The sequence below is a fragment of the Brucella sp. 22210 genome, assembly GCF_052045675.1.
Lineage (GTDB): Bacteria > Pseudomonadota > Alphaproteobacteria > Rhizobiales > Rhizobiaceae > Brucella.
This window is the reverse complement of sequence record NZ_JBQEPD010000009.1, coordinates 106,909-119,112: the sequence shown is the minus strand read 5'-3', so window position 1 is coordinate 119,112 and position 12,204 is coordinate 106,909. Positions and strand designations below refer to the sequence as shown.

Here is a 12,204-nt window from a genome sequence, read left to right as displayed (position 1 = left end):
ATGCTCGTCGTCCTCCTCTTAGTTTCCGCGAATCTCGCAGTGGTTTGCTCATTCTATCGGCAAACGGGTTTCGGTTCAGGACCTTATAACCGTCCGGTTGCATTTTAAACGGCATATGGACAAGGCAGCATGATCTTAAAAAGCCAGATATTGGCAGTGCAATCTCTGCCGACTTTCCTATCACTACAGTTGCATTCTTCGCCATGCCGGGCTGCAACGAGCGATTTCCTGTGCTCCGGTGCTCACGTACCTAAAAGTACGCTCCGCTCCGGTGCTCGAAAATCACTCGCTTCGCGACGGCCTGACGAATTTGCAACTGTAGTGCCAGCCGGTCAATTCCGATATTGTTGCCATCAATCTTTAGACCCCAATGTGCGTGAAGGCCGCGCTACAGGCGTCCTTTACAAGCAATCATCCAGGACATTGCACCCAATTTCCTAAAAGCGCTGTTGCTTTACCAATCCGACGTTTATACGGCGGTGATAATATGTTCTGTCCATGCGGCGCTCCACGGGAGCGCTTGCAGTGTTCTGGAGGTAAAGTTGATCAGTCTTTCAAGTCGCAGTGCGGTCGAGCCATTTCACGCCATGGATGTTCTGGCAGAGGCAAACCGCCGCCGCGCCGCGGGCCATCCGATTATTTCCATGGCGGTGGGCCAGCCCGCAGATCCGGCGCCGCAGATCGTGCGACAGGCGGCCGAACAGGCACTGAAAGACGGACGCATCGGCTATACCGACGCTCTTGGGCTGATTGAACTGCGTGAGGCAATTGCCTCGCATTATGCCGATCATTACGGCGTTTCCGTTTCGGCGGATCGAATCGCCGTGACGACCGGTTCATCGGCAGCTTTCAATCTGGCTTTCGTGGTCTATTTCGATCCGGGTGACCGGGTGGCGATCACGCGTCCCGGCTATCCGGCCTATCGCAATATTCTGACGGCGCTTGGGCTGGAAGTGGTGGAAATACCGACCGGCAACGGCACATCGGCGGCTCTGACTGCCGAGGCACTAGCCGCAGCGCACGCCGAAAAGCCATTGAAGGGCGTGCTGTTTGCAAGCCCGGCCAATCCAACGGGCGCTGTTATTGCCAAGCCTGAACTGAAGGCGATCATCGATACGGCCCGCTCGCTCGGTATTCGCGTGATTTCGGACGAAATCTATCATCGGCTTTCCTATGAAACCGATGATGTGACGGCACTCGAAATTGCCGACGATGTTACGATCATCAACTCCTTCTCGAAATATTATTGCATGACGGGCTGGCGCATCGGCTGGATGGTTTTGCCGGAGGGCGATGTGCGAGCCATCGAACGGCTGAGCCAGAGCCTTTATATTTCCGCACCCGAACTTTCGCAGCGTGCGGCCATCGAGGCTTTCCACGCCACAGCCGAGCTGGAGCGCATCAAGGATCGTTATCGGCAGAACCGCGCAATCCTGCTTGAACATCTGCCACGCATGGGCCTGAAACTGGCGGCACCTATGGATGGAGCGTTCTACGCCTATTGCGATGTTTCGCGCTTCACCAATGACAGCATGGAATTCGCACGCAAGATGATTGCAGAGATCAATATTGCTGCAACGCCGGGCCGTGATTTCGATCCGCTGGATGGGCACCGCACGATGCGCTTTTCCTATGCTGGAAAAGTCGGGGAGATGCAGGAAGCCGTTCGCCGTCTGGAAGACTGGCTGCCGCAACAGTCAGCCTGATTAAAGCGCATCCCGAAAAGTGTGAAACGGTTTTCGGGATGCGCGTTAACACAAATAATCAGATCGAAAAGCGCTCTAAACAGACCAACAAAAAACCGGCGTTTCCGCCGGTTTTTTTAGTTGTGCAATTGGGCCGGGCTTAGAAGAAACCCTTCTTCTGCCACCATCCGCCGCGCTTCGGCTTCTGCTCGTCGGTATCGCTCGACGTGACGACAGGCTCGGTCTGCTTGGCCGGTTCTTCGATCACAGCCACTTCGGCTTCAGCCTCAACGGCAACAGCTTCTTCGACTTCCGCAACCGGCTTGGCAGCTGCTTTACGCGTGCGGCGCTTCGGCTTTTCAGCTTCGACTGCTTCAGGTGCTTCTACGGCTTCCGGTGCGGCTGCGACGTCATCAGCCTTCTTGCGAGACCGGGTGTTCTTCCGGGCTGGCTTGGCTGGCGCTTCTTCAACTTCCGCCGCCACGACTTCTTCTGCAGATTCCTCAGTCTTTGCAGACTTGCGCGCGCGCGGCTTGCGGGCAGTCTTCGTTGGCTTTTCAGCTTCAGCCGGGGCTTCGGCAGCTTCCGTTGCGACGGCAACCGCTTCCACAACTTCAACGATTTCGGCCTTGGCAGCGACGACTTCGGCGGTGGCGGCTTCAATAGCGGCCTCGACCTTTACCGGCAGAACAGGCGTGTAGCCGACGAATTCCGGATCCGGAACCTTGCGACCGCGCACTTCGTCTTCACGACGGTTCTTGCGTCCACCACGACGGCCACGACGACGCTTCTTGCGGCGATCATCGTCGCTCAATGCGGCATCCGAACGGGCGTCAGAAGCTTCGTCGCCTTCTTCTGCATCGTCATCTGCTTCATCGGAAGCAGCATCGTCCTGAGCGGTCTGTTCGCGGCTATCGCGATCCTTTCCGCCACGACGACGGCGACGACGGCGACGCTTGCGATCGCCTTCTTCGCTGCGTTCTTCACGGGCCGGTGCTTCGGCCTTGACGTCTTCTTCTTCCTCGTCTTCCTCGACCGGAATTTCAGGATCTTCGAAGTCGTCTTCAAGATAGGCCATCGGCTGGACAGGCGGCTGCGTCACCGGACGGGTGGACGGCGCGCCCTTGTCGATAGCGAAATGCTGGTGACCAACACTTTCGTCGGCATCGATGCTGATGGCAACGCCAAAGCGGCCTTCGAGATCGGCCAGCAACTGGCGCTTGTGGTTCAGCACATAAAGGGCCGAAGCCGCTGGTGTGCGAACATTGATGTCAAAGCCCGAATGGCGCAGCAAATAATCTTCGATGCCGCGAATGATGTGCAGGGCCATCGAAGAGTCAGAGCGGACATGTCCGGTACCGCCGCAATGCTGGCAGACCTGCATCGTGCTTTCGAGCACGGATGCACGGATGCGCTGGCGCGACATTTCAAGAAGGCCGAAATGCGAGATGCGACCAACCTGAATGCGGGCGCGGTCGTCCTTCAGGCAGTCCTTCATCTTCTTTTCGACAGCGCGGTTGTTGCGCTTTTCTTCCATGTCGATGAAGTCGACGACGATCAGACCGGCAAGGTCGCGCAGACGCAGCTGGCGCGCCACTTCCTCGGCAGCTTCCAGATTGGTTTGGAGCGCTGTGTCTTCGATGGAATGTTCGCGCGTCGAACGACCGGAGTTGACATCGATGGCAACCAGCGCTTCGGTCTGGTTGATGATCAGATAGCCACCCGATTTCAACGTAACCTGCGGCAGCAGCATGCGGTCGAGCTGCGCTTCGACGCCGTTGCGCGTGAAGATCGGCACCTGCTCGCGATAGGGCTGGACCACCTTGGCATGGCTCGGCATGAGCATGCGCATGAAATCCTTGGCTTCGCGATAGCCGTTCTCGCCGGAAACCAGGATTTCCGTGATGTCCTTGTTATAAAGGTCGCGGATCGAGCGCTTGATCAGGCTGCCTTCTTCATAGACGAGGGAAGGCGCCGTCGATTGCAAGGTCAGCGTGCGGACATTTTCCCAAAGGCGCATCAGATATTCGTAGTCGCGCTTGACTTCCGCCTTGGTGCGATTGGCGCCAGCGGTACGCAGGATCACGCCCATGCCCTGCGGCACTTCGAGTTCCTTGACGATTTCCTTCAGGCGCTTGCGGTCCTGTGGCTGAGTGATCTTGCGGGAAATGCCGCCGCCACGCGCAGTGTTCGGCATCAGAACCGAATAACGACCGGCCAGCGACAGATAGGTGGTGAGAGCTGCGCCCTTGTTGCCGCGCTCTTCCTTGACCACCTGCACCAGCAGAATCTGGCGACGCTTGATCACTTCCTGAATGTTGTACTGGCGACGATGGGTGCGGGTATGCGTTGGCAGTTCTTCCAGCGCATCTTCCGAACCGACCGATTCGACCATGTCTTCTTCATGTTCGATATCGTCTTCGTCGCCACTGTCGACGGCCTCGGAAATCACGTCGCCCTTGTGCGACAGGGCGCTGGCAGGCGTTCCCGGCACATAGTTTGCGAAACCAGGGCCGACAGGCTCTGCTGCGGGCAGGCCGTTATCGGAGGTGCTGGCCTGCGCCTTGTTCTGGTTGTCACGACCGCCGCGGCGGCGATTACGGCGCGAGCGGTCGTTCGACCGTTCACCCGAGCGCTCGCCAGACCGTTCGCTCTTGGCGCGCGGCTCGTCGTCATCGTCGTCTTCGGCGCGCTGCGCCTTGGCTTCCGCTTCAAGCAGAGCCAGACGGTCGGCGACCGGAATCTGGTAATAATCGGGATGGATTTCCGAAAAGGCGAGGAAACCGTGACGGTTGCCGCCATATTCCACAAACGCAGCCTGAAGCGAAGGTTCGACGCGCGTGACCCGCGCGAGGTAAATATTGCCTTTCAGCTGCTTCTTGTGTTCCGACTCGAAGTCGAATTCTTCAATCTTGTTGCCACGCGTGACGATGACGCGGGTTTCCTCCGGGTGGGAGGCATCGATGAGCATTTTGTTGGACATTATTGTCTTTCCTGCCGGCGCGAAGACGCAAAACACGTGCGCCGGACGAAGCCCTGAAGGCTGCCGACCTAACCGTATTGCATCTGCCGGATGGTTCTGGGTTCGCCGGAACATAAGCTGTTGCCTGTACGCGCGACGGCCTCGTGGCGATCACGGTCTTCAGGCTTGCAATGGTCAGTCTTACTAGACCCATAGCTGTTCCGAACGAAACGACCTCAATATATGACCCGGAGACCGGGCCGATTTCGTTGCTCTTCTCGAGCGTTAAAGCGCCGTGCGTCCATCTGGGCGCACAAGGACACCTTAAATTCTCAAATCCACGCACCGTTCTATCCTGAAGCCAGACCCGGCTTTAAGCTCGATGCGGTGGCGACAGCGCGTAACAATGCGCAATCGACCAATCAAAAGTGGATGGCGGGGGAGCCACATCTCCACTGAATTCTGTTCCGGCTACCGGGACTGTGAGCGTATAAACCACTGTTCTCGCTCTCGTTCTCTCCGGCCATATTTAAAAACCGGCAAACGATTCTGACAGCTAACCCGTAACCTGCATTAGCTTTTATGGCGTCGGATGCATGATGACAAGTACGAATATCAGTTGACATCCGCATCGCAATTTCGTCGTAACCCGAGTGTAGGTGATATTCGCGGCTCAATTGCGGCTGGAAATCCTTCGTTAACCGTAGTTCTGTACGACAGTTTGAAGAGTTGCGTGCGGCGGGTCGAATGGACAATCGCGCATTGAGGCGCACATAAATCGCGCTGGCATCGCTATTTGGTGTCACCAATTCAATTTTAGTCGATCGTGTGGCGAATGCATTTTCGAAACGGTGAAAAAGCGACGACAATCTCTTCAGGCGTGCGGCAGTGGCTCGCGCTTGCGATGTTTTTCTTTGTTGGTCTCTTTCACATTGGTGCCGCTCTGGCAGCCGAGCAGAACGACAAGCCGCTCACGGCGCTCACATTCCGCATGGCTGGCGACGATCTGCGCACCCGCATTGTCGTTATGTTCGATCGTGAGCCGACGCTGACCACGAGTCTCTTCGACAACCCGCATCGTCTGGTGGTCGAACTGCCCGAGACCCGCTTCGGTTTCGATGAAAAGAGCGTCAAACCCCGGGGTCTTGTTTCCCATGTCCGCTATGGATTGGCCGGGAAGGGGCGTTCGCGCCTCATTCTGACGCTGCGCGGCCCCTTCAAGGTGGAAGACCTCCGCGTTTTGAAAAATGAAAGCGCATCGGGCTATCGTCTCGTTGCGGATATTGTCGCAACTTCCGACCGCGAATTCACGGCGCAACTGCAAGGGCGCTCCGAAATTACCAGTTCCACCGAGCGCAAATCGGCGACAGCTCCGGACGCGGGCAAAAACGAGCCTCGCCCCTTCACGGTCATGATTGATCCGGGGCACGGCGGCATCGACAGCGGCGCCGAAAGCCTGAGCGGCATCAAGGAAAAAGACCTGACGCTGGCCTTTGGTATCGAATTGCGTGACCGTCTGGCGCAGGAAAAGAATATCCAGGTCCTGATGACACGCGACGACGATACCTATCTTCGTCTATCCGAACGTGTTCGCATTGCGCGCCAGCATGAGGCCGATCTGTTCATCTCCATCCACGCGGATACGATCAACCAAAACGATATTCGCGGCGCGACGGTTTATACGATTTCGGACAAGGCGTCCGATGCCGTGGCGCGCGCAATGGCGGAGCGTGAAAACAAATCTGACAATCTAGGGGGCGCTGCGCCGGATGAAATGCCGGAAGTTGCCGATATCCTGCTCGATCTGACTCGCCGGGAGACCCACACATTCTCGCTGAGCTTTGCGGAAAAAGTGATCACCCATTTGCAGGGGCAGGTGAATCTCATCAACAATCCGCATCGTTTCGCAGGGTTTCAGGTCCTGCGTGCGCCGGACGTGCCTTCCGTACTGATCGAGATCGGTTATCTGTCCAATGCAGAAGACGAAAAACTGATAAGCAATCCGGAATGGCGCAAAAAATTAGCTGACCGTCTTGCTTTGGCAATTAAGTCGTTCGAAACATTACGGCGACCAGCTATTGTAACGAAAGGTTGATGACCACCATAACGATGCACGCATGCAACAGTTTGTCGTATTTTTGTACGGGGACCGAGCGTAAAGGCGTTAATTCTGTTAAAACCGACAAACGATCTTGCGTTTGACGCATTTGGTGGTCACTAAGCCTTAGTATCATGAGACCTTGCGAGGCTCGTGGGTTGGCGGTTGGCGCTTTGACGCTTATCATGGGACTAATCTGACGGCAGGATTCTGCGAATATGGTAAGGCTTATCGGATATTTCTTCGGAATTGGAACGGTGCTGTTGCTCCTGGTGGCAGGCGGCGTCGCCCTTTACGTGGGAAGCCTTTCCAAGGATTTGCCCGATTACGAAGTGCTCGCGAAATACGAACCCCCGGTGATGACCCGCGTTCACGCGTCGGATGGTAGTCTGATGGCAGAGTTTGCGCGGGAACGTCGCATGTATCTGCCGATCCAGGCCGTGCCGAACCGGGTCAAGGCTGCATTCATCTCCGCTGAAGACAAGACCTTCTACGAGCATCATGGTCTCGATTTCGGCGGTCTGGCGCGTGCCGTTCTCACCAATGTCAAGAATATGGGCTCGGGTCGCCGTCCGATGGGGGCGTCGACCATCACGCAGCAGGTGGCGAAGAACTTCCTCCTGTCCTCGACCCAGACCTATGACCGCAAGATTCGCGAAGCGATTCTGGCCATGCGTATCGAGCAGGCCTATTCGAAAGATCGCATTCTCGAACTTTACCTGAATGAAATTTTCTTCGGCCTTGGCTCTTATGGTATCGCCAGCGCAGCGCTGACCTATTTCGACAAGTCGGTCGGCGAGCTGAACATCGCTGAAAGCGCATATCTCGCGGCGCTCCCGAAAGGCCCGAACAATTATCACCCCTTCCGTCAGCCAGCCCGCGCTTTGGAGCGTCGCAACTGGGTGATCGATCGTATGGCCGAAAACGGTTACATCACGACGGCGGAAGCGGAAGACGCCAAGAAGCAGCCGCTCGGCGTCACCTCGCGCAGCGATACAAACTACGTCTTCGCATCGGAATATTTCACCGAGGAAGTGCGTCGCCAGATCATCCAGAAATATGGTGTCGATGCCCTTTATGAAGGCGGTCTGTCCGTCCGCACAACGCTGAATCCGACCTTGCAGGCCGAAGCGCGCAAATCGCTGCAATCGGCTCTGCTGCGCTATGACGAAGCGCGCGGCTGGCGCGGGCCGCTAAAGAATGTCGAACTCGGCAATGACTGGGGCACGGCCTTTGGCGACATGCAGTCTTATTCGGATGTTCCGGAATGGCAGCTTGCCATTGTGCTCAATGTTTCCGCAGCGGGCGCCGATATCGGCCTTCAGCCACAAGTCGAAGCGACCGGTTCACGCAGCAAGGAACGCAAGCGCGCCTTTATCTCTGCCGATGACATGAAGTGGGCAATGCGCGTTACCAATATTGGCGGCAAGCGCAGCAGTGCGAAGTCGCCTGAAGGCGTGCTCAACACCGGCGACATCATCTATGTCGCGAAAGAAGGCAATGGATACCGGCTGCAGCAGCCGCCGAAGCTTGAAGGCGCGCTCGTCGCCATGGACCCGCATACAGGCCGTGTTCTGTCGATGGTCGGCGGCTTCTCCTATGCGGAATCGGAATTCAACCGCGCAACGCAGGCCTATCGCCAGCCGGGTTCGTCGTTCAAGCCGTTCGTCTATTCGGCAGCGCTCGACAATGGTTATACGCCGGCATCCGTGGTTCTCGACGGTCCGCTGGAAGTCAATCAGGGCGGTTCGCTCGGCGTCTGGGCTCCGAAAAACTATTCCGGCAAATTCGCCGGTCCGTCTACGCTTCGCTACGGTATCGAGCAGTCGCGTAACGTCATGACCGTGCGTCTGGCGCAGGATATGGGCATGAAGCTTGTCGCTGAATATGCTGAACGTTTCGGCGTTTACGACAAGATGCTGCCGGTTCTCTCCATGTCGCTCGGTGCTGGTGAAACCACCGTGCTGCGCATGGTGACAGCCTATTCGGTTATCGCCAATGGCGGACAGAGCATCACCCCGTCGATGATCGACCGCATTCAGGATCGCTACGGCAAGACCGTGTTCAAGCATGATGGACGCCAGTGTGAAGGCTGCAATGCGCAGGATTGGGCCAATCAGGAAGAACCGACCCTGATCGACAATCGCGATCAGGTGCTGGATCCGATGACCGCCTACCAGATCACATCGATGATGGAAGGCGTTGTTCAGCGTGGTACGGCGCAGATTTTGAAGAGCCTTGACCGTCCACTGGCTGGCAAGACCGGTACGTCCAATGACGAAAAGGACGCTTGGTTCGTCGGCTTTACGCCTGACCTCGTGGTTGGCGTCTTCATGGGCTACGACACGCCGACTTCGCTTGGACGCGGCGGCACCGGTGGCGGCCTTGCTGCACCTGTGTTCAAGTCGTTCATGGAACAGGCTCTGGCTGGAACGCCCAAGGTGGACTTCCGCGTGCCGGAAGGCATGACGCTGATTGCGATCAACCGCAAGACCGGCATGCGCACCAATCAGGGCGATCCGAACCTCATCATGGAAGCCTTCAAGCCGGGCACCGGACCGTCTGATAGCTATTCGGTCATCGGTATGGATTCGTTCCGCGAAGGCGCGCCTGTCGCACCGCAATCGCCACAGGCCACGCGCGCGATCAGCTCTGGTTCTGGCGGACTTTACTGATTGGAATAAAGGGCTTTTCCCTTTACACAGCGGGGCGTCGTCACTATGGTCCGCGGCGCTTGGACAGACTGTCCGATGCTGGAAATGACGAGCCGGGCTTTGCGTTCGACTTGGTTTTCCCACCGAAATACGAATTACTGAAGGAACGATTTGCCCATGCGCGCGGAAATCGAGACGCTGGTTGACGAAATCAAGCAGGCCATAAGCCTGCTGAGGAGGCATCTTTGACTGGGATCAGGCGATAAAACGTCTCGGCTATCTCAACCAGAGAGCCGAAGATCCCACGCTTTGGAATGATGCCCAGGAAGCCCAGAAGCTGATGCGTGAGCGCCAGCAGCTGGAAGACAGCATTAACGGCATCAATCAGCTTACCCAGACATTGAACGACAGCATCGAACTCATCGCCATGGGCGAAGAGGAAGGCGACAAGTCGATCATCGAGGACGCGGAAAAAACTATCCGTGAACTCAAGGTCGAGATTGATCGTCGTCAGATCGACATGCTTCTGTCAGGCGAAGCCGATGCAAACGACACCTATGTCGAAGTGCATGCCGGTGCCGGCGGTACGGAAAGCCAGGACTGGGCGTCGATGCTGCTGCGCATGTATACGCGCTGGGCGGAACGCAACGGCCGTAAGGTCGAGGTGATGGAAGTGCACGAAGGCGAAGAAGCGGGTATCAAATCCGCGACCATTCTCGTCAAGGGGCACAATTCATACGGCATGATGAAAACCGAATCAGGCGTTCATCGTCTGGTCCGCATTTCGCCTTATGACTCCAACGCCCGTCGTCATACGTCCTTCGCCAGCATCTGGGTTTACCCGGTGATCGATGACAATATCGATGTGCAGGTGACGGAAGCAGATGTTCGCATCGATACCTATCGTGCATCGGGTGCGGGCGGACAGCACGTCAACACGACCGACTCCGCTGTGCGTATCACGCATATCGCGACCGGTATCGTGGTGCAGTGTCAGGCGGAACGTTCACAGCACAAGAACCGTGAAAAAGCATGGTCCATGTTGCGCGCGCGTTTGTACGAGGAAGAGCTGAAGAAGCGCGAAGAAGCGACCGACGCAGCCAATGCCACCAAGACCGATATTGGCTGGGGGCATCAGATTCGGTCCTACGTTCTGCAGCCATACCAGTTGGTGAAGGATCTGCGCACTGGCGTGGAAAGCACCAATCCGCAGGAAGTGCTGGACGGCGCGGTAACGCCTTTCATGGAAGCAGCGCTTGCCCATCGTATTCAGGGCGGTGGCGAGATGATCGACGATATCGACTGATATCGCTTCAAAATCTCCGAATACAAAACCCGGCCTCAGTGCCGGGTTTTTTATACCTCTTATTAGAGAAGCGGCTCTATCTGCTTGCCAGCCTTGAGAAAATTGACCGGGTTGACCGGGCGACCATTCTCGCGAACCTCATAGTGAAGGTGACTACCGGTCGAGCGTCCGGTGCTGCCCGCCTGTCCGACGACCGCGCCGCGCGCAATTTTCTGGCCATCGTGGACGAGAACCTGCGAGAGATGCGCAAAGCGCGTGGCAAAGCCATTGCCGTGGTCGATCTCGACCATATTTCCATAGCCGCCGAAACGTCCGGCTTTTGTGATTGTTCCTGCCGCCGTCGCTCTTACTGTCTGGCCATAGGCTGCGCGAAAATCGATGCCCGAATGAAAGGCTGTACTTCCGAAAAACGGATCGCTGCGATATCCGAAAAGGCTTGTCACCGGCATGCCGGGGGCAGGGTTTGCCAGCGGCATTGCCTTGATCTGCTTGCGAACGCTGTCAAGCCGCTCGAGCGCGCTGTCGAGATTGCGGATCTGCATGTCGAAATCGTTGATGACTGTGCCCGGCGCTGAAATCGGGATCAGCGGACCACCCATGGCGGAATGCGCACTGTCCGACGTTTCGATGCGCAGGCCTGCGGAATTCAACGTATCGACGATGGTGTCGGCTTTTTCAGAAGCCGCATCGGCCAGATTGCGCACCTTGCCGTTCTGCTCGCTTTCAATGCGATGCAGGGTCTGATTAATGGTAGCGAGCAGCTTGTCGGAGGTTTCGATTGTGGATTCACCCGACATGCCGCCAGCAAGACGCAAGCCCAGCGGCCCCGCATCGGCGCGACGTTCCGGCTTGATGTCTTTGGGCACTGGCCCGGTTATGATCGGATCGATGCCGGGAAAATCCCGTCCGCCAATCGCTTCGTCCGGGACAAGCTGGCTGTGTTCTTCGGCAAAGGGCGCTGCCTGTGTCGGCATATCCGGCATTGGCTGCAGCTTCGAGGCCCGTTCCAGCAAAGGTGCAAGCTTGCCGTCGCGCGCGCTTAGCGTCTGCTGGCGCTGCATCAGCTCGGCGAGCTTGTTTTCCATGACTTGCTGATCGAGCATCTGGCGGCTCGTGATGCGATCCACTTCCGTGCGCAGCAAGGAAATGCGGTCTTCATAAAGCTGCTGATTGCGGGCCTGCCGGGCAATGCCCGAACTGATCAGATCATCGCGCAACACAAGATAGGCAGTTGAACCGAGATAGGCGGCTGAAAGCGCCAGAAAAGCAGCGCCGCCTGCGATAGCCATCCATGGGCGAAAGGTAAAATGGCTGATTTTTTCACCGCGAGCGATAATGACGACAGGCGGCTCCTTGCGTTCGCCGAAGACCGTCTTTCCCGCTGTTTTCGCCCGCTTATTCGTCATGGCACCCGCATGCCCCTCAGTAGAGCAGCCCGGAACCTGAATTCAGCTGGTGAATGAAGGTAAGGACCGCAGAAGTTTGGCGGAACGTCTTAG

The 12,204-nt window shown here is 57.0% G+C and carries 6 protein-coding genes and 1 pseudogene; 5 read left to right on the top strand and 2 right to left on the bottom strand.

Annotated features, from left to right (window positions below):
* Window positions 1-542: 542 nt before the first annotated feature.
* The gene (locus ACTJKP_RS13610) at window positions 543-1,706 is read left to right on the top strand and encodes a pyridoxal phosphate-dependent aminotransferase (RefSeq protein WP_440631035.1); all 1,164 of its coding nucleotides are present in this window, start codon (window positions 543-545) and stop codon (window positions 1,704-1,706) included.
* A 139-nt stretch (window positions 1,707-1,845) separates the two neighbouring features.
* On the opposite strand, the gene ACTJKP_RS13605 is transcribed toward ACTJKP_RS13610, so the two are convergent.
* Entirely contained in the window at window positions 1,846-4,668 is a 2,823-nt protein-coding gene (locus ACTJKP_RS13605; RefSeq protein WP_440631034.1) for an Rne/Rng family ribonuclease, read from the bottom strand.
* Window positions 4,669-4,670: 2 nt separating this feature from the next.
* On the opposite strand from ACTJKP_RS13605, the pseudogene ACTJKP_RS13600 reads away from it, so the two are divergent.
* From ACTJKP_RS13600 to prfB, 4 genes and pseudogenes are all read left to right on the top strand, one after another.
* A pseudogene (locus ACTJKP_RS13600) lies at window positions 4,671-4,850 on the top strand (hypothetical protein); the annotation flags it as partial.
* 632 nt (window positions 4,851-5,482) lie between these two features.
* Window positions 5,483-6,742 (top strand): N-acetylmuramoyl-L-alanine amidase, encoded by a 1,260-nt coding sequence (locus tag ACTJKP_RS13595; protein ID WP_440631033.1) that lies wholly within the window; start codon window positions 5,483-5,485, stop codon window positions 6,740-6,742.
* A gap of 221 nt (window positions 6,743-6,963) precedes the next feature.
* Window positions 6,964-9,420, top strand: coding sequence for a penicillin-binding protein 1A (locus ACTJKP_RS13590; protein WP_078338520.1), 2,457 nt, complete (start codon window positions 6,964-6,966; stop codon window positions 9,418-9,420).
* Window positions 9,421-9,576: 156 nt separating this feature from the next.
* Window positions 9,577-10,705 (top strand): peptide chain release factor 2 gene (prfB, locus tag ACTJKP_RS13585; RefSeq protein WP_113533553.1). Its coding sequence is split into 2 segments (ribosomal slippage): window positions 9,577-9,645 and window positions 9,647-10,705, totalling 1,128 coding nucleotides; the frame shifts between segments, so codons are not numbered across the junction.
* A 62-nt stretch (window positions 10,706-10,767) separates the two neighbouring features.
* On the opposite strand, the gene ACTJKP_RS13580 is transcribed toward prfB, so the two are convergent.
* Window positions 10,768-12,111 carry a peptidoglycan DD-metalloendopeptidase family protein gene (locus ACTJKP_RS13580; RefSeq protein WP_440631032.1) on the bottom strand — a complete coding sequence of 448 codons (1,344 nt, stop codon included), beginning with the start codon at window positions 12,109-12,111 and terminating at the stop codon, window positions 10,768-10,770.
* Window positions 12,112-12,204 lie beyond the last annotated feature (93 nt).

Bases quoted from the DNA above. Each gene is read 5' to 3' on its own strand.
- ACTJKP_RS13605 (WP_440631034.1), bottom strand. From the start codon at position 4,668: ATGTCCAACAAAATGCTCATCGATGCCTCCCACCCGGAGGAAACCCGC.
- ACTJKP_RS13595 (WP_440631033.1), top strand. From the start codon at position 5,483: ATGCATTTTCGAAACGGTGAAAAAGCGACGACAATCTCTTCAGGCGTG.
- ACTJKP_RS13590 (WP_078338520.1), top strand. From the start codon at position 6,964: ATGGTAAGGCTTATCGGATATTTCTTCGGAATTGGAACGGTGCTGTTG.
- ACTJKP_RS13580 (WP_440631032.1), bottom strand. From the start codon at position 12,111: ATGACGAATAAGCGGGCGAAAACAGCGGGAAAGACGGTCTTCGGCGAA.